At 61.9% G+C, this 19862-nt stretch carries 21 protein-coding genes; 20 read left to right on the top strand and 1 reads right to left on the bottom strand.

Features of this window, described 5'->3' with window-relative positions:
* Positions 1-16 precede the first annotated feature (16 nt).
* The 17 genes from AC1DCF_RS17240 (at position 17) to tuf (ending at position 17228) form a co-directional block, all read left to right on the top strand.
* Complete coding sequence (locus AC1DCF_RS17240) at positions 17-1987, top strand: type IV pilus twitching motility protein PilT (RefSeq protein ID WP_477212045.1); 1971 nt, start codon at positions 17-19, stop codon at positions 1985-1987.
* The gene (locus AC1DCF_RS17235) at positions 1987-3216 is read left to right on the top strand and encodes a type II secretion system F family protein (RefSeq protein ID WP_477212044.1); all 1230 of its coding nucleotides are present in this window, start codon (positions 1987-1989) and stop codon (positions 3214-3216) included. Before AC1DCF_RS17240 ends, AC1DCF_RS17235 begins: the two co-directional genes overlap by 1 nt.
* Before the next feature lie 200 nt (positions 3217-3416).
* Positions 3417-3878, top strand: coding sequence for a type II secretion system protein (locus AC1DCF_RS17230; protein ID WP_477212043.1), 462 nt, complete (start codon positions 3417-3419; stop codon positions 3876-3878).
* Positions 3879-3984: 106 nt separating this feature from the next.
* A complete protein-coding gene (locus AC1DCF_RS17225; protein WP_477212042.1) occupies positions 3985-4416 on the top strand; it encodes a type II secretion system protein in 432 nt (143 codons plus the stop codon).
* On the top strand, positions 4413-4991 hold the full coding sequence (locus AC1DCF_RS17220; RefSeq protein WP_477212041.1) for a prepilin-type N-terminal cleavage/methylation domain-containing protein: 579 nt from the start codon (positions 4413-4415) through the stop codon (positions 4989-4991). Before AC1DCF_RS17225 ends, AC1DCF_RS17220 begins: the two co-directional genes overlap by 4 nt.
* 41 nt (positions 4992-5032) lie before the next feature.
* On the top strand, positions 5033-6424 hold the full coding sequence (locus AC1DCF_RS17215; protein WP_477212040.1) for a hypothetical protein: 1392 nt from the start codon (positions 5033-5035) through the stop codon (positions 6422-6424).
* A 6-nt stretch (positions 6425-6430) separates the two neighbouring features.
* Complete coding sequence (locus AC1DCF_RS17210) at positions 6431-7279, top strand: prepilin peptidase (protein WP_477212039.1); 849 nt, start codon at positions 6431-6433, stop codon at positions 7277-7279.
* 30 nt (positions 7280-7309) lie between these two features.
* A complete protein-coding gene (gene pilM / locus AC1DCF_RS17205; protein WP_477212038.1) occupies positions 7310-8359 on the top strand; it encodes a type IV pilus assembly protein PilM in 1050 nt (349 codons plus the stop codon).
* The gene (locus AC1DCF_RS17200) at positions 8356-9018 is read left to right on the top strand and encodes a hypothetical protein (protein WP_477212037.1); all 663 of its coding nucleotides are present in this window, start codon (positions 8356-8358) and stop codon (positions 9016-9018) included. The genes pilM and AC1DCF_RS17200 overlap by 4 nt, the downstream gene beginning before the upstream one ends.
* A 2-nt stretch (positions 9019-9020) precedes the next feature.
* Positions 9021-9797 carry a hypothetical protein gene (locus AC1DCF_RS17195; RefSeq protein WP_477212036.1) on the top strand — a complete coding sequence of 259 codons (777 nt, stop codon included), beginning with the start codon at positions 9021-9023 and terminating at the stop codon, positions 9795-9797.
* A gap of 129 nt (positions 9798-9926) precedes the next feature.
* Positions 9927-11150 carry a hypothetical protein gene (locus AC1DCF_RS17190; RefSeq protein ID WP_477212035.1) on the top strand — a complete coding sequence of 408 codons (1224 nt, stop codon included), beginning with the start codon at positions 9927-9929 and terminating at the stop codon, positions 11148-11150.
* A 31-nt stretch (positions 11151-11181) separates the two neighbouring features.
* Positions 11182-11670 carry a DUF6121 family protein gene (locus AC1DCF_RS17185; protein WP_477212034.1) on the top strand — a complete coding sequence of 163 codons (489 nt, stop codon included), beginning with the start codon at positions 11182-11184 and terminating at the stop codon, positions 11668-11670.
* Between the two features lie 82 nt (positions 11671-11752).
* A complete protein-coding gene (locus tag AC1DCF_RS17180) occupies positions 11753-12493 on the top strand; it encodes a spermidine/putrescine ABC transporter substrate-binding protein (RefSeq protein ID WP_477212033.1) in 741 nt (246 codons plus the stop codon).
* Between the two features lie 357 nt (positions 12494-12850).
* A complete protein-coding gene (gene rpsL / locus AC1DCF_RS17175) occupies positions 12851-13225 on the top strand; it encodes a 30S ribosomal protein S12 (protein ID WP_055787040.1) in 375 nt (124 codons plus the stop codon).
* The gene (gene rpsG, locus AC1DCF_RS17170) at positions 13225-13695 is read left to right on the top strand and encodes a 30S ribosomal protein S7 (protein ID WP_345069864.1); all 471 of its coding nucleotides are present in this window, start codon (positions 13225-13227) and stop codon (positions 13693-13695) included. The genes rpsL and rpsG overlap by 1 nt, the downstream gene beginning before the upstream one ends.
* Before the next feature lie 98 nt (positions 13696-13793).
* Entirely contained in the window at positions 13794-15908 is a 2115-nt protein-coding gene (gene fusA, locus AC1DCF_RS17165) for an elongation factor G (protein ID WP_441790969.1), read from the top strand.
* A 126-nt stretch (positions 15909-16034) separates the two neighbouring features.
* Entirely contained in the window at positions 16035-17228 is a 1194-nt protein-coding gene (gene tuf, locus AC1DCF_RS17160) for an elongation factor Tu (RefSeq protein WP_441790968.1), read from the top strand.
* Between the two features lie 131 nt (positions 17229-17359).
* Here the strand turns inward: tuf and AC1DCF_RS17155 are convergent, their stop codons facing one another.
* Positions 17360-17812 carry an OsmC family protein gene (locus tag AC1DCF_RS17155; protein ID WP_477212032.1) on the bottom strand — a complete coding sequence of 151 codons (453 nt, stop codon included), beginning with the start codon at positions 17810-17812 and terminating at the stop codon, positions 17360-17362.
* A gap of 119 nt (positions 17813-17931) precedes the next feature.
* Between AC1DCF_RS17155 and AC1DCF_RS17150 the strand changes: the two genes are divergently transcribed.
* The 3 genes from AC1DCF_RS17150 to rplC all read left to right on the top strand — a co-directional run bounded on the left by AC1DCF_RS17150 (position 17932) and on the right by rplC (position 19860).
* Positions 17932-18141 (top strand): Rv0909 family putative TA system antitoxin, encoded by a 210-nt coding sequence (locus tag AC1DCF_RS17150; protein WP_477212031.1) that lies wholly within the window; start codon positions 17932-17934, stop codon positions 18139-18141.
* Positions 18142-18880: 739 nt separating this feature from the next.
* A complete protein-coding gene (gene rpsJ / locus AC1DCF_RS17145; RefSeq protein ID WP_005050520.1) occupies positions 18881-19189 on the top strand; it encodes a 30S ribosomal protein S10 in 309 nt (102 codons plus the stop codon).
* Positions 19190-19200: 11 nt separating this feature from the next.
* On the top strand, positions 19201-19860 hold the full coding sequence (gene rplC / locus AC1DCF_RS17140; protein ID WP_441790964.1) for a 50S ribosomal protein L3: 660 nt from the start codon (positions 19201-19203) through the stop codon (positions 19858-19860).
* Positions 19861-19862 lie beyond the last annotated feature (2 nt).

Genomic DNA, 19862 nt, shown 5'->3' with positions numbered 1-19862 from the left:
TTGAGTGGGAGGCGCCATGGACAAGCCAATTTATGAAATTCCGGTCACTCCTCCCGAGGGCGCGCAGGGCGAGTGGGCGCCGAAAAGGCTGATCCCGCCGACCTACAGCCCGCCGTCGGGACAGCAGGCTACCCCGACGTACGAGCCTGCCCCGACATATGCGCCTGTCCCTACCTACACGCCGGTCGCTGCGACCTCGCTTCCCCAGCCCACGAACTCCAGCGAGCCGGATGACGGGCAGACTTCCTTCGAAGCGCTGCTCGCCGAACTCAACGATCGGGCCGAGAGCGCCGGCATTGCGGCAATCTCGCCCGATGCAGGTTCGGCGTCGGTGCCGGCCGAATCGCCGAGTGCCCAGCCATCGCCGTTCGAGTTGCTGCTTTCGGGTTCTGACGCGGTCGTCGAAACACCCGCAGTCGTGGCCTCGGTCGCTGAGCCGGCATTCGAGCCAGTCGCCGACCCCGTCGCGATTGCGTCAGCGGCCGTCGAACCAGCTGACCTCTCCCCGTTCGCCGACCTTGGTTTCGATGCCAATCCGGTCGACGAGATACCACCCGCACCGACGAAGGTCGAGATCCCGCTTCCGGCCACCCAGTTGATCCCCACGCAAGACGCCGTTACGACGACTCCGATCTACGTGCTCGACGATGCAGCTACCGAGACGATCTACTCCCTCGATGACATCGCGCCGCCGACGGGACTCCCGGTTCCGATTGCACCGCCGACGGGACTCCCGGTTTCGATCGCACCGCCGCCCCTCACCGTGCGGGCGGAGGTCTCGCCGCATGTCGCTCGCGCCGAAGCACGCCTCACCGACGCCGAGCGGGCCGTGTTGGGCAACGCCAATCCCGATCTCATCCGGGCTCTCGAATCAGTCGTGCGCGACGGCGCATCCGACCTGCACGTGACGGCGGGCGCACCGCCGAGCCTCCGCGTTGACGGCGGCCTTCGCCCGATCGAGGGAGAACCGCGATGGATGCCGGAAAAGGTCACCGAAGCTCTCTACAGCCTCCTCACCGATGAGCAGCGTGAACGCTTCGAGAGAGAGCTTGAGCTCGACTTCGCTTACACCGCTGGCGGAGCCCGGTTCCGTGTCAACTACTACCAACAGCGCAACTCGATCGGTGGGGCCTTCCGACTGATCCCGCAGGAGATCAAGCAGCTCGCCGAGCTGGGTGTGCCGGAAACGATCGCGAAGTTCGCCCAACTCCCACGTGGACTCGTTCTCGTCACCGGTCCGACCGGTTCGGGAAAGTCGACCACGCTGGCGGCTCTGATCGACCTGGCCAACCGCACCCGCGCCGACCACATCGTCACGGTCGAGGATCCGATCGAGTTCTTGCACCGGCACCAGCAGTCGCTGGTCAACCAGCGCGAGGTCGGCCATGACACGCACAGCTTCGCTGCGGCGCTCAAGCATGTTCTGCGTCAGGACCCCGACATCATCCTGATCGGTGAGCTTCGCGACCTGGAGACGATCTCGGTTGCCCTGACCGCGGCTGAGACCGGCCACCTCGTCTTCGCCACCCTGCACACGCAGGATGCAGCTCAGACCATCGACCGTGTCATCGACGTATTCCCGCCCCACCAGCAGGGGCAGGTGCGTGCCCAGCTAGCCGCCACCCTGCAAGGTGTGGTGTGTCAGACGCTGGTCAAGCGCGCCAGCGGTCGCGGCCGTGTCGTCGCCACGGAGGTGCTCGTCACGACCCCGGCTATCGGCAACCTTATTCGCGAGGGCAAGACGTATCAGATCACCTCGATGATGCAGGCCGGTCGCGATCTCGGCATGCACACCATGGACCAGCACCTGGCCGACCTGGTCAATTCCGGCCAGATCACCCGCCAGGCGGCAGTAGAGAAAGCTCACGAGCCCGAGAGCCTCTCGCAGCTGATTCAGCGTGTTGAGTCGCCCACCGAAGCCTCAGCCCGTGCCATCGCTGCCAGTGGCATCGACTTCGGTGACTCCTACTCCGGGGTCGTGCGCTAGTGGCCACCGCCCAGGCATTTGCCTACACCGGACGTGACGCTGCTGGTAAGACGGTCAAGGGGCGAGTGGATGCGTCGAGCGAGGGCGCCGTCGCCGGCCGTCTGCAGGCGATGGGCATCTCTCCGATCTCGATCGCCGCTGCTCCCGAAGGCACCGGGCTCAACCGGGAGATCTCGGTTCCTGGTTTCAGTAAGGGTGTTGGTCTGAAAGACCTCGCCATTATGAGCCGCCAGATGGCGACCATGATCGGGTCGGGGCTGTCGCTGCTGCGCACCCTCAACATCCTTTCCGAACAAACAGAGAGCAAACCGCTGGCGAAGATTCTCGCTCAGGTGCGGGATGACGTCGAAAGCGGCACGTCGATCTCCGATGCCTTCAGCAAGCATGGCGAATCCTTCCCGCCGATCATGGTCAACATGGTGCGTGCGGGGGAGACCGGCGGGTTCCTTGACGGTGCCCTCGAAGCGATCGCGGAAAACTTCGAAAAGGAAGTGAAACTGCGCGGAACGATCAAATCGGCAATGACTTACCCGATCATCGTGCTCGTGATGTCCCTCGTTGCGGTGCTGATCATGCTCATCTTCATCGTGCCGATCTTCGAGGACATGTTCAAAGGCCTCGGTAGCGGATTGCCTGCACCGACCATGATGCTCGTCTACCTCTCCCGGTCAATGATCTGGGTCGTTCCGATTCTGCTCGTCGTCGGCATCGTTTTTTCGGTGTGGTGGGGTAAGAACAAAAACACTGAGCGGGTGCGCAAGTTTAAGGACCCCCTTCTGCTCAAACTGCCCGTGTTCGGCTCGCTGCTGAAAAAGATCGCCGTCGCTCGGTTCGCGCGCAACTTCTCGAACATGATCGGTGCGGGCGTGCCCATTCTGCAGTCGCTCAAGATTGTGGGGGAGACATCCGGCAACTGGGTGATTGAAGACGCTCTGACGAAGGTGGCGGAATCGGTGCGCCAAGGCCATTCGATTGCCGCGCCGCTTCTGGCGCAGCCTGTCTTCCCGCCCATGGTCACGCAGATGATCGCAGTAGGTGAGGATGCCGGCTCGCTCGAGGTGATGCTCGACAAGATCGCCGACTTCTATGACCAAGAGGTGCAGTCTGCCACTGAGCAGCTTACGGCTGCCATCGAGCCACTGATGATCGCATTTCTCGGGATTGTCATCGGCGGAATGGTCATCGCGCTCTACATGCCCATCTTCAGCATTGCGGGCGCCATCAAATGAGCTGGTCATTGTGTCTCAGCCGTGCGATCAATGCAAGCAATCTGTCATGCATTTCTATCGTTACCCCCAGCACTGGGGGCAGCATTTTCGCGATTTGACCCCCATCCTTGGGTCGTAGCTGGGAACAGTCTGGCAATACTGTTGGTGTTCCCTTCGATCTCGAAGGCCGGTTCCCCACCACCTCTCGAATGGACAATCACATGCTTACTAAGTCCCTCAATGCACTCAACGCCCGACGCAAGAATGCCTCAGAAAGCGACAAGGGCTTCACCCTGATCGAGCTTCTTGTTGTCGTCATCATCATCGGCATCCTGGCCGCCATCGCGATCCCCGTGTACCTGGGAATCCAGGACAGCGCCAAGGACAGCGCGGCCACCTCGGATGCGGTCAACGCGAAGACCGCTGTGATCGCTCTGCAGACGGACACCCAGGCTCTTCCCAACACTGGTGCTGACCTCACGGCGCTGCCGGCGAAGTACGGATTCAAGAAGAGCGACGGAGTTGGTGCTGTCACTTACACCTCCGACTCGACTGCGACAGTTCCGGCCACCAAGTTCTGCATCCAGGTGACGAGCGCAACAAGCAAGACGTTCGGAATCACGGACGCCGCTGGCGCGGCCGCGGGTACCTGCGCCGCTGGCGTGTTCACAGCGACCCCGTAACGGTTTCACGGCGATGAGCGGGGCCCTCGCACGGGGCCTCGCTCATCACACTTTGATTTCTCCAGACTTTTTGCGTCACTGATCCCGACACCCGACGGAGGCGATCGTGAAGAACGTCCGCAAGCGACTCCACGACCCGACCGAAGCTGGCTTCACGCTCGTTGAGGTCTTGGTGTCAATGATGCTCCTCGCCCTCCTAGCGGTTTCCACGTTGCCGCTCCTCATCCAGTCGCTGACCACAGCCTCACGCAACGCCAAGACTGCGATTGCGACTCAGATTGTCGCGCAACAGTTCGAGCAAGTCAGATCGTCGGGGTCGAGTTGCAGCGCTGTCAAGGCGCTAATCGCAACAACTCCTCCGGCGGAGGCTGGCTCCAGGGGTACATTTCAATCGCACTGGAAGCTCAATCTTCCGGTCGGCGATGTGTGCTCAAATCCCTACCTGAGAACAGTGTCCGTACACGTCTGGGTGACTGAATCCAGCTCGGCGACCGTGCTCGCCGGGGCACGTAAGCTCGTACTTCTGGACGCGCCATGATCGCCCGCGCTCGAACACGAATGGCAAGTTCGGATGCAGGGTTCACCCTGATCGAGCTCCTCGTAGCCATGACTATTTCACTCGTCGTCCTGGCGATTGCCGGTGGGCTTCTGACCAGCTCGATGCGGGTTGAACGTGATGCGCGAGCGGTGGCCCAAGCCGCAGACCTCGGACAACTTATCGCGCGGTCCGTGCAATCAGGGGTGCGGAATGCATCGAAGGTAAGCCTCACAACCGTCGGGTCGACTCAACTCCTGCGAGTTCGAACAGCCAGCAAAGCCATCACGCCATCGTGGTCTTGCCAGGCTTGGTATTACACGCCGGATTCCGGAGGCACCCTCTACATGAAGACCACATCTCCGGCCGCGTTAATCGCACAACCGACGGCATCCTCCCTCGCAACCTGGACAAAACTCGGAACCGGAATCTCCTCCTCGGGTGGGCCGGTGTTCACTTCGGTGCTTGGACTCGTCTCACTTAACTTCACAGTCAAGGCTGGCACCAACACGCCGATTTCAATCAAATCGACCGCGACAACTCGAACGCTGGAAACGGAGAGCGCGCCATGTTTTTGAGTCGGAGAAGCCCGGGGCAACCAAAGGACCACGGCGGTGCGTTGATCGCAGTCATCGGTATTGCAGCTGTCATGATGCTCCTTGCCGTCAGCCTGGCGGCAGTCACTGTTCGCTCGCTCGGGTTCACGAGTTCGACCCGGGCTGGCATTCAATCGGTGTCGGCAGCTGAGAGCGGAGTGAATGCTGCAGTGGTCGCTCTGCGCGGAGGAACATGCGCTGCGACCTATGTCGGCACGACCGATCCGGTCTACTCTGCCGCCGTCTCATACTCCTTGAGCGCGACGGACAACACATGGATCGCCGGGTGCCCTGCGGCTGGGATCCAGGCGCTTCGCCTCAAAGTGACTTCGACCGGCACAGCAGCTTCCAAAGGGGTGGCGGGAACTTCATCGGGAGACAAAAGCACCGTTGAATCAACATTCAAATACACCCCTGCCATCCTGCCGGGGGTCCCACCGAGCGGGGCCGCGATCTACATGTACGGTGGCGTCGTCTTTGACAACAATGGAGATCTTGTAGTCACCTTGGCGGGGAAAGCGGCAATTCAAATCAAGGACGGGAGTTTGTCCTGCTCAAACAACACGAAGATTCAAGGCGATGTCACCGTACTGGGCGGCGATATGAACATCAGCTCCTGCACGATTCTAGGGAATGCCTGGACTGACGGAACCGCGACGCTCGGCCACGTCACCGGGAACCTCACATCGGCGAACGCCACGCGTCCGGGCGGTGTAGACGGTGCCTGGGTGAGGAACGGCCCCATTCCGTCGGTGCCCGACTGGGTTGATTTTCCGTATGTACCGACGGATTGGATCGATGCTTCGGGGAACCCGTACACGGTCTACACGGCGACTCCCAATGGATCAGGTGTATGCACGCTGGACGCAGGTTTGCTGGCCGCAGCTTCAGCCTCCAGACCCCCTGCACGAGCGCTGTACAACGGCCCCGTTATTATCAACGCCCTGGGCTGTGCGGGTGGTATTACCGCGAGCGGAAATGTGATCTTGACGACCGGTGTGGCGGTCTTTGCGCCTGAATTCAATTTCAACAACAACGTTGGTTTCAAATCATCAAACTCGACCCAACAACGCCAACTCTGGTTCATAACCCCTGACAACACCCCAAATCATTTGCCGACATGTGGGCCGGGTCAAGGCGACTTCACTATTAAGAACTCATTCGATATCGATCCGGATGATACTGCGGTAATGGTCTATACGCCGTGCCGCTTCGTCGCCAAGAACAGCTTTAAATGGCGTGGACAGATGTATGCAAACGGTGCAAACGACTTCAAGAACAACACTGGGTTTAAATACGTCGGTCTCGGCCTGCCTGGCGTAGACCTCGATAAGGGCACCACCACACCCGGCGGTTCCGCTGGATCAGCGGCCAAATTCGGCGACATGCTCACCTTGCGCGACCGGATCAACTAGGTCGAAATGGCAGTCATACTGATCGGAATCATGGGTCTCTTCATCGGATCCTTCCTCAACGTAGTTATCTATCGGGTTCCGGCCGGATTGTCGATCGTGTCGCCGCCGAGCGCGTGTCCGCGGTGTGGTGCCGCAATTCGGACGTATGACAACATTCCAGTTTTGTCGTGGCTTTTTCTGCGAGGAAAATGCCGGAGCTGTAAGACGTCGATTTCGGCTCGCTATCCGTTGGTCGAGGCTGGAACCGGGGTGGCATTCGCTGCGGTTGCGGTGTGGGTTACGCATGGATGGGGCGGGGTCTCGACAGGCTCGACCACCGGTTTGGGCTCGACGACCGGTGTCGCCCTCGCCGTCGGCATCCTCATGTTGGTTGCCTTCCTCTATTTGGCGGCCGCGAGCGTTGCACTGGCACTGATCGATCTCGACGTACATCGCCTTCCGAATTCGATCGTTTTTCCGAGCTACGTCGTCGGCATCGTGCTGCTCGGCGCGGCCGGCCTCGTTAGTGGCGACTACGCGGCGCTCCTGCGTGCCGGGATCGGCCTGGCCGCCTTGTGGGCCGTCTATCTGGTGATGGCGCTGGCCTACCCGGGCGGAATGGGATTCGGTGATGTCAAACTCGCGGGAGTCTTGGGCCTCTTCATCGGCTACGTAGGTTGGGGCTCACTCATAGTCGGCGCCTTCTCCGCATTCTTGCTCGGCGGTCTCTTTGCCCTCGGGCTGCTTATTGCCCGCCGCGCGAACCGGAAGAGCGGCATTCCCTTCGGGCCGTGGATGCTGGCCGGCGCCTGGGTCGGAGTCTTCTTCGGAAACACGCTGTGGAATGGCTATCTGTCACTCTTCGGCCTTGCATAACATTCAGTTCAGCGACAAGGGAGCAAACCAATGGCAACGAGTGTCGTAGGAATTGACATCGGGAGCAGATCGCTTCGCGCTGTCGAAGTGAGTGACGCGGCGAAGGCCAAGCCGACGGTGTTGCGCTACTTCGAGGTTCCGCTCCCCGAGGGGGCGGTGAGCCGCGGCGAGGTCATGGAGCCGAATACCGTCGCCCACGCGCTCAAGGAGCTGTGGTCGAAGGGCGGCTTCAAAAGTAAAGATGTCGTGCTCGGCGTGGGCAATCAGAGGGTGCTGGCCCGTGATCTGACGGTTCCGAAAATGTCGCTGAAACAGATTCGCGAGTCTCTGCCGTTCGAGGTACAAGAGATGCTTCCCGTGCCTGTCGCCGAAGCCCTTCTCGACTTTTACCCCATCTCCGAATCAATGGGTGAGAACGGACCTACCGTCAGCGGATTGCTCATCGCCGCGGTGAAAGAAGCAGTCCTCGGCAATGTCAAGGCAACCCAGCTCGCCGGCCTGACGACAGTCGACGTCGACTTGATTCCGTTTGCTCTCAGCCGTGTGTTGATCTCCCGCCCTCGCATCGAGGGCACGATCGCCCTCATCGACGTCGGCGCGAACACCACCAGCGTCGTCATCGCCACCGACGGGGTGCCACAGTTCGTGCGCATCATTCCCACCGGGAGCGATGACCTCACCCAGGCACTCAGCAACGGTCTTGAGGTGGACGCTGGCCAGGCCGAGCACATCAAGCGCACGTTGGGGCTGGCCACCCAGGTAACGTCGGCTGACGAGAACCAGGCAGTCGAGATCATCTACGAGGTATCGAATGAGCAGCTGTCGAGCCTGCGCAACACCATTAATTACTTCGTCAACACTCGGCCGGGAGCTTCGGTACGCCAGATTGTGTTGAGCGGAGGCGGAGCTTATCTCCTGGGCTTTCCCGAAGCGTTAGCCGAGATCACCCGGATCCCCGTTGCTGCGGGCGATCCGTTTTCAACGGTAGCAATAGCGAAATCACTGGATGTCGAGCATCTGAAACGGAGTGCCTCTGGCCTTACCGTTGCGCTTGGCCTTGCCCTGGGGAGCGCAGCATGAGCCGTCAGTCGAAGTCAGACATCCTGATCATTGGCGGAGAGCCACGAGTCGACCTGTTGCCGCCCGAGGTGCGCAAGGAGCGCCAGGCGCGGGTCGTTCGTCGGCGTCTCGGTCTCGGCGTCATTGGCGTCTTGCTGATCGTCGTCCTTGGAGCAGGTGCGGCGACCGCACTGGCGATCCAAGCTCAGGCGCAATTGCTCGCGGAACAGGCGCGAACCGGCGAGCTGTTGGCTGAACAGGGCAAGTACATGGAGGTCCGCACAGTGCAGCAGCAGGTCGGACTGGTGCGAGCTGCGCAACAAGTAGGCGCGTCGACCGAGATTAACTGGAAGGACTACCTGTTGAAAGTACAGGCCACGCTTCCGGCCGGCGTGACGATCGACACCGTCAACGTGGACTCTGCATCGCCCATGGCAATCTACATGCAGCCAACTGCACCTCTGCAGGGCGCCCGCGTGGCCACCGTCAGCTTCACTGCTAAGAGCGCGATGCTCCCCGACGTTCCAACCTGGTTAACCGCGTTGACGACCCTGCCCGGGTATGCGGATGCGCTGCCCGACTCGGTCACTCTCGACGAGACGACCGGAATTTACACAGTGAGCATCACGATGCACGTCAGTGACGCTGCGTTCGCACAGCGCTTCGTTGAGGAGAAGTAACCGTGGATAAGAACAGACTCTGGGTTATCGGCTCGGTGCTTGTCATGGTCGTGGTGGTTGTGGCGGGCTGGTTCGTGGCCGTGCAACCGCAGCTCGCGGCGAAGGCAGTTGCAGATTCGCAGCGCGCCGGCGTTGAGCAAGTCAATACCGCTCACGAGGTCTTGCTGGCCACGTTGAAGCAGGACTTCGAAAAGATTGACGAACTCAAAGCCGAGCTGGCCCCCCTCGATGCGTCGGTGCCCAGCGGCACGGACATCGCAGCCTTCGTAGATCAGCTTGATCTTCTGAGCGGCGCTGCAGGCGTGACGCTCACGGGCATCACAGTTGCGGATGCTGCGCCATACACGTCGGTAGCGACTCCTGTTGTTGCGCCAGTCGAGGGCGCCCCGGTGCCGGAATCAACTCCGGCGCCAACTGAATCGGCGCCTCCCGCGGTTCCCGCGCCGACACCGCCTGTGGCCGGTACACCTCCGGTAACGAACTCTCTGATCACCTCCACGAACTTCGCGTCACTCGCCGTGCAAGTGACGGTGACAGGCGACTACTCGTCAGTGCTCAACTTCGTCAATGGGTTGCAAACCGGGACCCGACTCTTTCTGGCAACGGGTCTCTCCACCTCTGTGTCGACGGCACTAGCCGACGCGAAGGTCGTCACGACCGGTGTCGACGCCACGATCAGCGGACTCATCTACGTGCTGGTTCCGCAGGCTGCCGGAGTTCCTGCCGGCGACACACCCGCAGCGGGAACGGCCGAGGCCAGCGGAACTTCGACCGGCTAACGCACTGTGAGGCATCGCCGGGCAAGTCGCGACATCCCGCGTCACTTGCCCGGCGATGTCCCCGATCCGGGTACGCCCGTTGCTAAAGTTGCACTCATTAGTCACGGCCCCGGCCACAAGGAGTGCAGCATGAGCGACAGCAAGCCCACCGACGGCGTCACGGCCCCCGAGACGGATGCCGCAGCGACTGCACCAGAGGCGACCTCCGAGCACACCACCGACGTGGCCGGCGAGAACGTTGCCACCGAGAGCATCGCTGCTGAGCACCCGACCGCTCCCGCTGTCACCTCCCCCGTCGAGGACACGACTGATTCCGCTTTCTCGTCGGCCAACGAGACGAAGGCTTACGACACGTCCGCACTCGTCGCCGCAGCGTTTGAAGCCCCTGCAGCCGCTGAACCTTCTGCAACCCCCGAGACACTAGCCGCCGCTGAACCTCCAGTGATCTCTGAAGTGCCCGCAGTCCGGGACACGGATTCTGCGGAATCGGTCGCCGCCCCAGCTGGCTCGGCCGACGCTACCGCCCCCGCTCCCGTCAAAGCGTCTGCCGATTCCGAGTTCCCCGAGCCGGTCGCCGCCGATCGGGTCAAGCGCGAGACCTACATTCCGGCAGCAGTCGTCGGCGGAGTCGCCGCCGGCGCAGCTACCGTGGCCGCCGCCGATGCGCCCGTCGCGTACGTTCCGGGCGCTCCCTACGAAGACGCCGTAGCCCCGGCCCCGAGCGCAACGCCATCCGCTGCGCCGGCAGCCGCGTACGGCGCGGCCGCTGCGGCTCCTGTCGCCCCGACCCCGATCTACGTGCAGGCACCCACCCCGCCCACCCCGGCAGGCAACCGTGCCGGCGGCATCCTGATCGCCCTGATCGCCACCGTCGCCTACGCGATTCTGTTCGCGATCGCCGCCTTCGTGATCTCCGGCGTCACTAGCGTGACGGTCGCGCAGGCCATCACCACCTTCTCCGAGTTCGTGGTGCGCCCGGTGTTCTTCATCCCGGTCATTTTCTTCTTCATCGCTTTCTCGCTGTTGATCGCCATCGTGAACCGCGGCGGCTGGTGGGCCTACGTTGTGTTCGGCTTCCTCGTCGCTGTCATCGTCTACTTCTCCTACATCGGCGGCGCGCTGCTGACCGTGCAGGCCTGGACGATGACCCCCACCGAGGCCGCGCACTTCATCGGTACCCAGTGGCTGAACCCGGGAGCGATCGCCGCCGCGGTCATCGCCCGCGAGGTTCCGATCTGGTTCGGCGCCTGGATCGCAGCCCGCGGTCGCAAGGTGACCGCCCGCAACATTGAGGCCCGCCAAGAGTACGATCGCCTCATCGACGAGGGACCCCAGCTCACTAGCCCCTTCTAGAGTTCGGGCCGCCCGGGAGAGCAGGGCATCGATGCAGGATTACCAGAAGTACGCGACGATCGTCGCTCTGTTCGCCACGATGCTCTACGGGGCGCTCGTGGTCGCTGCCCTCGGTCTGATCAGCCTGGCGACCAACCTCGAGGTGCTCCCCGAGACGGATGCCGGCCCCCTGGTCGGTCCGAGCATGGTCGGCGGAGCCGTCATCCTGGTCTTCGTCATGCTCCTGATCCTCGGGGTCGGTGGACCCGCCGCCCGGGAACGGGTCGCTGTCGGCTGGGCATTTCTGACCGGACTCTGCGCCGTACTGATCTATGTCTTCGTCGGGGCGCTGATCTACGCGATCGACACGGGCGCCCTCGTCGATCTGCTCATCTTCGCCTCTGCCCAGCTGCAGAGTCCGTTCGCCTGGGCCACGGGCATCCTGGCCATGATCGTGACCCTGGTCTACTCGTGGATTCTGGCGGCGCGGGTCGGAGAGCACGGCCGTCCGCTCTGGCCGTGGGAACGCCGCGGCGAGTAGCGCTCTCTACCCGCAGCCCAGACGCCACGAGCCACACCCGAATTCCCGGGCATAGCACCGGGGGAGCGACTACCCTGGAACCATGGAAGGGTCCATCGAGTCGCGCGTCAGCCAGGAGGTTGACAATTGGCTGCTCTGGCTTCCCCGCTGGCGCCCCGGAACCCACCCCGGCCGCTCCCGCCTCTGCCGCCGCTGCTTCGGTTCGCCGATGATGATCGCCGCCGGCATCGCCCGCGATGTGCCGCATGCCGTGCAGCACGCACTCACCATGCGCATGATGCAGTTGCTCGCGACCATGGTCGACGAGTTCAGCGAACGCAACCTTCCGCTGGTCCGCCGCGAGATGCGCCTCGACGAGGAGCGCAGGTCGAAGAAGGCCTACCGTCCGGAGGAAGGCCTCGAGCCGGAGTATGACGGACTCGACCTCGACCCCGCTCCGGTCGACGGCGCTCCCTATCTCTTCACTTTCGGCGAGCTCGCCGAGGCGGAGGAGAAGGAGCACGAGAAAGAACAAAAGGACGAAGAGGCCGACGACGCGCTGTGGTCAGACGTGAGTTTTGCCGAGGATCCCGTCGGCACCCCGGTCGACCGCGTGCTGAGCCGGGCCGAGGAGGATTTCGTGCGCGCCAAACACGATGCCCTCAAGGCCGAGCTCGAGCGGGCAGACAACTACGCGAGCAAAGTGGGCCGCAAGATCTGCACCGAATTGGAAGCGGAGCAGGAGCGCATCCTGGCCGGAGTCGCCGAGTTGATCGAGCCTCAGGTGCAAGCGCTGCTGGCCGACCTGGACAAAGCGCTCGACTCCCCGCTCTGGCCGCGCTGAGTTGCCGTCGCAGGCATCCTGACCAATCACCGGGAACCTGCCGTAACGCCTGGTTCTACCTTGACCAGAGACCCCCGTCAGGTTAGTATTTTCCGGTGTGCGCTTTGTCGTGCGCGTGACGCATGCCCTCGCGAGGTTTCGCAAGGGCAGCAATCGTTCCGACACTCACATATGCAGGGTTTGCTCTCCGAGCAGCCCCCACGGCATACCCTCCAAGAATTGCAGGATTCATTCTGCGATCGCTGAAGGGTCCAGATGAACTCGAACAGCCCGGCTGCCTGGCAACAAGCTGGCCGGATCGTTCGAATGCTAACCATCAATGAGCTGTCACCGTGCAGCAAAAACAAGGAGTTATTAGTGCCAACCATTCAGCAGTTGGTCAGGAAGGGCCGCAGCCCCAAGGTCACCAAGACCAAGGCTCCCGCCCTGAAGGCCAACCCGCAGCAGCGCGGCGTATGCACCCGTGTGTACACCACCACCCCGAAGAAGCCGAACTCGGCCCTCCGCAAGGTCGCCCGCGTCAAGCTGTCGAACGGTACCGAGGTCACCGCCTACATCCCCGGTGAGGGACACAACCTGCAGGAGCACTCGATGGTGCTCGTCCGCGGCGGTCGCGTTAAGGACCTCCCCGGTGTGCGTTACAAGATCGTTCGCGGCGCACTGGACACCCAGGCCGTCAAGAACCGCAAGCAGGCTCGCAGCCGCTACGGCGCGAAGATGGAGAAGAAGTAATGCCTCGTAAAGGCCCAGCTCCCAAGCGTCCCGTTGTCGCTGACCCGGTATACGGTGCTCCCATCGTCAGCCAGCTCGTCAACAAGATCCTCCTCGACGGCAAGAAGGGTCTTGCAGAGCGCATCGTCTACGACGCACTCGAAGGCGTTTCCACCAAGAACGGTGCGGATGCAGTTGTCACGCTGAAGAAGGCGCTCGACAACGTGCGCCCCACGCTCGAGGTGCGTTCGCGCCGCGTCGGTGGTTCCACCTACCAGGTGCCGGTTGAAGTCAAGCCGCACCGCGCCAACACCCTGGCTCTTCGCTGGTTGACCAGCTACGCCAAGGCGCGTCGCGAGAAGACCATGACCGAGCGTCTCACCAACGAGATCCTCGACGCATCCAACGGCCTCGGTGCCGCTGTGAAGCGTCGTGAAGACACTCACAAGATGGCCGAAGCGAACAAGGCCTTCGCTCACTACCGCTGGTAGTAAGCCCTGGAGCGTGACCGGCGAAAGCTCAGCTTTCGCCGGTTACGCTCCATGAGTCTGTTCGACCCCCGCCAACACAAACTTTCCGGAGGACACCCGTGGCACTTGACGTGCTCACCGACCTGAGCAAGGTCCGCAACATTGGCATCATGGCCCACATTGATGCCGGCAAGACCACCACTACTGAGCGCATCCTGTTCTACACGGGTGTGAACCACAAGATCGGTGAGACGCACGACGGCGCCTCAACGATGGACTGGATGGCACAGGAGCAGGAACGTGGAATTACCATCACGTCCGCTGCGACGACCTGTTTCTGGGGCGCCAACCAGATCAACATCATCGACACCCCCGGCCACGTTGACTTCACCGTCGAGGTGGAGCGTTCGCTCCGCGTTCTCGATGGTGCTGTCGCTGTGTTCGACGGCAAGGAGGGCGTTGAGCCCCAGTCCGAGACCGTCTGGCGTCAGGCCGACAAGTACGACGTTCCCCGCATTTGCTTCGTCAACAAGATGGACAAGCTGGGCGCCGACTTCTACTACACCGTCGACACCATCATCAACCGCCTCGGCGCCAAGCCGCTGGTCATCCAGCTGCCGATCGGCTTCGAGTCGGGCTTCGAAGGGGTCGTTGACCTCGTCGAGATGCGCGCGCTGACCTGGCGTGGAGACTCCAAGGGTGACGTCGAGATGGGCGCCAAGTACGCCATCGAAGAGATCCCGGCCGACCTGGTTGAGAAGGCTGCTGAGTACCGCAAGCTGCTTCTCGAGACCGTCGCCGAGACCGATGACGCGCTCATGGAGAAGTACTTCGGTGGCGAAGAGCTCACCGTTGCTGAGATCAAGGCTGCGATTCGCAAGCTCACGGTCAACAGCGAGATCTACCCGGTTCTCTGTGGTTCAGCGTTCAAGAACCGCGGCGTTCAGCCGATGCTCGATGCAGTTGTCGACTACCTCCCGACGCCGCTTGACGTTCCCGCCATCGAGGCGCACGACGCTCGCGACGAAGAGAAGATCGTCATGCTGCACCCGAAGGCCGACGAGCCTTTCGCAGCTCTCGCGTTCAAGGTTGCCGTTCACCCGTTCTTCGGTCGTCTGACCTACGTTCGCGTGTACTCCGGTCGCCTCGACAGCGGTGCCCAGGTCATCAACTCGACCAAGGGCAAGAAGGAGCGCATCGGCAAGATCTTCCAGATGCACGCCAACAAGGAAAACCCCGTGGATTTCGTGACCGCAGGTCACATCTACGCGGTTATCGGCCTGAAGGACACGACCACGGGTGACACCCTGTGCGACCCGGCCCAGCAGGTTGTTCTTGAGTCGATGACGTTCCCTGAGCCCGTCATCGAGGTCGCGATCGAGCCGAAGACCAAGCAGGACCAGGAAAAGCTGGGCCTTGCTATTCAGAAGCTTGCTGAAGAAGACCCCACTTTCCGCACCGAGCAGAACCAGGAAACTGGTCAGACGGTCATCAAGGGAATGGGTGAACTTCACCTCGACATCCTGGTCGACCGCATGAAGCGTGAGTTCAACGTGGAAGCAAACGTGGGCAAGCCCCAGGTTGCGTACCGCGAGACGATCAAGAAGGCCGTCGAGCGTCACGACTACACGCACAAGAAGCAGACCGGTGGATCGGGTCAGTTCGCAAAGATTCAGATTGCGATCGAGCCCCTCGAGATCACCCCGGACAAGAGCTACGAGTTCGTAAACAAGGTTTCTGGTGGCCGTATCCCGCGGGAGTACATCCCTTCGGTTGATGCTGGTATCCAGGATGCGCTGCACGTCGGCGTACTGGCGGGTTACCCCATGGTCGGCGTTCGGGCACTCTTGCTCGATGGCGCTGCCCACGATGTTGACTCGTCGGAAATGGCGTTCAAGATTGCTGGATCGATGGGCTTCAAGGAAGCCGTTCGTAAGGCACACCCGGTTCTGCTCGAGCCGTTGATGGCCGTTGAGGTGCGTACCCCCATGGAATACATGGGCGACGTTATCGGCGACCTGAACTCGCGCCGTGGCCAGATCCAGGACATGGAGGACGCAAGCGGTGTGAAGGTAATTCGCGCCCACGTTCCGCTGTCGGAGATGTTCGGCTACATCGGTGACCTGAGGTCGAAGACCTCTGGTCGTGCCGTGTACTCGATGACCTTCGAGAGCTACGCGGAGGTCCCGAAGGCTGTTGCCGACGAGATCATCCAGAAGAACAAGGGCGAATAACCCTTCGGGCTCCAGAGCCCAAATCGCTTAGGCCGTTCGGCCCGAGTAACATAAGTACAAATCCAGCGGATTCGCCGCTCGCATTTTGCGAGCGGCGGATCATCCGAGTCCTGAGGAGGACCCACAGTGGCCAAGGCCAAGTTCGAGCGGACCAAGCCGCACGTAAACATCGGAACAATCGGTCACGTTGACCACGGAAAGACCACGCTGACTGCAGCGATCTCCAAGGTCCTGGCCGACACGTACCCGTCCGCAACCAACGTTCAGCGCGACTTCGCGTCGATCGACTCCGCTCCCGAAGAGCGCCAGCGCGGTATCACGATCAACATCTCGCACGTTGAGTACGAGACCCCGAAGCGTCACTACGCTCACGTTGACGCCCCGGGCCACGCTGACTACATCAAGAACATGATCACCGGTGCTGCTCAGATGGACGGCGCGATCCTCGTGGTTGCCGCTACTGACGGCCCGATGGCTCAGACCCGTGAGCACGTTCTGCTCGCCAAGCAGGTCGGCGTTCCGACCCTGCTCGTCGCGCTGAACAAGAGCGACATGGTTGACGACGAAGAGATCCTTGAGCTCGTTGAGCTCGAGGTTCGCGAACTGCTCTCCAGCCAGGGCTTCGATGGCGACAACGCTCCCGTCGTTCAGGTTTCCGGCCTCAAGGCGCTCGAAGGCGACGAGAAGTGGGTTGCCCGCATTCTCGACCTGATGAACGCTGTTGACGACTTCATCCCGGAGCCCGTCCGCGACAAGGACAAGCCGTTCCTGATGCCCGTTGAGGACGTCTTCACGATCACCGGTCGTGGAACTGTTGTCACCGGCCGCGCCGAGCGTGGAACCCTCAAGATCAACTCCGAAGTTGAGATCGTCGGCATCCGCCCGACCGTCAAGACCACGGTCACTGGTATCGAGATGTTCCACAAGCAGCTCGACGAGGCTTGGGCCGGCGAGAACTGTGGTCTGCTGCTTCGTGGCACCAAGCGCGAAGACGTTGAGCGCGGTCAGGTTATCGTCAAGCCGGGTTCGGTTACGCCGCACACCGACTTCGAGGGCACCGCGTACATCCTGTCAAAGGAAGAGGGCGGCCGTCACAACCCGTTCTACGCGAACTACCGTCCGCAGTTCTACTTCCGCACCACCGACGTCACCGGCGTCATCACGCTGCCCGAGGGCACCGAGATGGTTATGCCTGGCGACACCACCGACATGACCGTCGCGCTGATCCAGCCGATCGCCATGGAAGATGGACTCGGCTTCGCTATTCGTGAAGGTGGCCGCACCGTCGGCGCCGGAACCGTTACGAAGATCATCAAGTAGTAACTCTTTCTAGAAAGGGGCCGCACCTTCGGGTGCGGCCCCTTTTTTGTGTCTGCGCGGCGGTCGAGCGATCCGGTGGTCGAGCCTGTCGAGACCCCGTGAGCCAATCTCGCAACAGGCTGCGCAGGTCCCTACAGGGCCACCCCATTCACCGTCTTCGACAGCGCGATGCTGTCTTTCACGCTGCGGGCAACTGTGCAGCTGCGATCAATGGATGCCCGCACGACGGCGAGCAACTTGGCCAGCTCCTCCTCGCTCAGGCCGTCGAGATCGAGCAGGATCTCCTCGTCGATGGCGAAGTAGCGTTCTTCCTTCTCATCCGACTGCCCGTGCGCCCAGATCGTGGTCTTGTAGTCGTCGCCGAGGCGGCGCGCCAGCACCCGGTCGGAGCTCATGCCGGCACACCCGGCCAATGCCAGTTTGAGCAGTTCGCCGGGCGTGATGTGGCCCGGGACATCCGCTGGCCCGATCTGAACGGTGTCACCGCGCTCGGTGCGCCCGAGGTAGGTGCGGGGGCCGGTTCGGGTGGCCGAAACGCTGCCGGCGGCGATGTGCTGACTCTGGGGAAGGGATGACGCTGTCATGCTCCCATTCTGCGGGACAGGGCGTTGTGAGTCACGGATGACTCTCTTGCGGAGGCGACGGGGGCGGACGTAGTTTGGGTGGCCACGGCCGCACCGGCGGCCCGCTCGAGGAGGACATTGTGGGTATTGACGACATCACCAAGAAGGCACAGGAGTTTCTGGGCGACGACAAAGTTCAGGATGCGCTGAAGAGCGAACAGGCCGAGGGAATCAGCGACAAGCTTCTCGATAGTGTCGCGGATGCCGCGAGCAAGCTCACCGGCGGAAAATTCGATGATCAGATCGAAGGCGCACGCGATAGCGCCGACAAGTCGGTCGGCACCGACTAACTCTTCTGATCGTCGGCCTTACGTCGGCAACCAACGGGTTCGGCACGCTGCGGCGCCCCGTCCGTGTGCGGCGTGCGTCGCGCGGTTGAAAACCGCCACGCGCATTGAGTTCAGCTAGCGTGACGGCGCCCAACGCGCGCGGCCGCATTCTGCCGGACAAGCCGTCACGTTCTGCCCGAATGCGACAGGGCAGGCAACCGGCCCGTGGCTGGGCACCCGATACGCGTACTGACACCCGTCGCAGGCGCACTGTGAACCAGCCGTGAAGTTCTTGAAGATTGAGAATCGAATGACCGGCTCCAACCCCAGTGGCTGCCGGGGGCAGCACCGGCAACTCCCGCGGAACGACGGGGGAGACCAGACACGCCGAGCGCGACACGCCCGGGTTGCAAATAGACCCATTTCTATGGCAGACTCTTCTAGTTCAACACTTTCGACTGCAGCGCTCAGCGCAGCATCGAGATCACTGCCAGGCAGTGCATAGCCGCTCTTCAGGGAGTCTGGGCTAGGCCGCGGGGAGCAGAACGAAGCTAAAACCAACACACATCGGCATGGGTAAACCATGTCTGCGGAACGTTGGCATCGGCTTGAGCAGGCCTGTGTTTATTCACTCGGCCCTGTGCAATCCGAAATTGACAGAAGAACAGTGGTGCCACAGCAGTAGTGCTACGACGGCGTCCAATGCAATCCCCGACACATTCGGGGGATGTAAGACGCCTTGACAGAGAGAGAGTCCGACATGGCGGGACAAAAGATCCGCATTCGACTTAAGTCATATGACCACGAGGTCATTGACACCTCGGCGCGCAAGATCGTCGACACCGTCACCCGTGCGGGTGCAACAGTCGTCGGCCCCGTGCCGCTTCCGACCGAGAAGAACGTGGTGTGTGTCATCCGTTCGCCTCACAAGTACAAGGACAGCCGGGAGCACTTTGAAATGCGCACCCACAAGCGTCTGATCGACATCATTGACCCGACGCCGAAGGCTGTCGACTCGCTTATGCGTCTCGACCTCCCGGCCGACGTCAACATCGAGATCAAGCTCTAAGGGGGCCACGGATGTCTTACGCAGATACCAAGACCGCCAAGGGCCTGCTCGGCAAGAAGCTCGGCATGACCCAGGTGTGGGACGAGAACAACAAGCTTGTTCCCGTGACCGTCATCGAAATCGCGCCGAACGTCGTGACCCAGATCCGCAGCACTGCAGTTGACGGCTACAACGCCGTGCAGATCGCTTCCGGCGCTATCGACCCGCGCAAGGTGAACAAGCCCGCCGCAGGTCACTTCGACAAGGCCGGCGTTACGCCGCGCCGTCACCTCACCGAAATCCGTACCGCGGATGCCGCTGACTACAACCTCGGCCAGGAGCTCACCGTTGACGGTGTCTTCGTTGCTGGCACCAAGGTTGACGTCATGGGCACGAGCAAGGGTAAGGGCTTCGCCGGTGTCATGAAGCGTCACAACTTCAAGGGTGTTTCCGCCTCGCACGGTTCACACCGTAACCACCGTAAGCCCGGTTCCATCGGTGCTTCCTCGACCCCGAGCCGTGTCTTCAAGGGCATGCGCATGGCCGGTCGTATGGGTGGAGAGCGCGTTACCGTTCTGAACCTCAAGGTTCACTCGGTTGACGCTGAGAAGGGCCTCCTGCTGGTCAAGGGCGCCGTTCCCGGTGCCAAGGGCCGCCTCGTATTCGTTCGCAACGCAGTGAAGGGAGCGTAGTT

The sequence above is a fragment of the Leifsonia sp. 10L418 genome, from assembly GCF_056395445.1.
Note: the sequence above shows the minus strand (reverse complement) of the source record. Positions and strands in the feature narration are given on the sequence as shown.

Excerpts from the sequence above, each read along its gene's own strand:
- AC1DCF_RS17190 (WP_477212035.1), top strand. The coding sequence starts at position 9,927 with ATGAGCGACAGCAAGCCCACCGACGGCGTCACGGCCCCCGAGACGGAT.
- rplC (WP_441790964.1), top strand. The coding sequence starts at position 19,201 with ATGTCTTACGCAGATACCAAGACCGCCAAGGGCCTGCTCGGCAAGAAG.
- AC1DCF_RS17155 (WP_477212032.1), bottom strand. The coding sequence starts at position 17,812 with ATGACAGCGTCATCCCTTCCCCAGAGTCAGCACATCGCCGCCGGCAGC.
- AC1DCF_RS17210 (WP_477212039.1), top strand. The coding sequence starts at position 6,431 with ATGGCAGTCATACTGATCGGAATCATGGGTCTCTTCATCGGATCCTTC.
- pilM (WP_477212038.1), top strand. The coding sequence starts at position 7,310 with ATGGCAACGAGTGTCGTAGGAATTGACATCGGGAGCAGATCGCTTCGC.
- rpsG (WP_345069864.1), top strand. The coding sequence starts at position 13,225 with ATGCCTCGTAAAGGCCCAGCTCCCAAGCGTCCCGTTGTCGCTGACCCG.
- rpsJ (WP_005050520.1), top strand. The coding sequence starts at position 18,881 with ATGGCGGGACAAAAGATCCGCATTCGACTTAAGTCATATGACCACGAG.
- AC1DCF_RS17180 (WP_477212033.1), top strand. The coding sequence starts at position 11,753 with ATGGAAGGGTCCATCGAGTCGCGCGTCAGCCAGGAGGTTGACAATTGG.
- AC1DCF_RS17185 (WP_477212034.1), top strand. The coding sequence starts at position 11,182 with ATGCAGGATTACCAGAAGTACGCGACGATCGTCGCTCTGTTCGCCACG.
- AC1DCF_RS17220 (WP_477212041.1), top strand. The coding sequence starts at position 4,413 with ATGATCGCCCGCGCTCGAACACGAATGGCAAGTTCGGATGCAGGGTTC.
- AC1DCF_RS17240 (WP_477212045.1), top strand. The coding sequence starts at position 17 with ATGGACAAGCCAATTTATGAAATTCCGGTCACTCCTCCCGAGGGCGCG.
- AC1DCF_RS17230 (WP_477212043.1), top strand. The coding sequence starts at position 3,417 with ATGCTTACTAAGTCCCTCAATGCACTCAACGCCCGACGCAAGAATGCC.
- AC1DCF_RS17200 (WP_477212037.1), top strand. The coding sequence starts at position 8,356 with ATGAGCCGTCAGTCGAAGTCAGACATCCTGATCATTGGCGGAGAGCCA.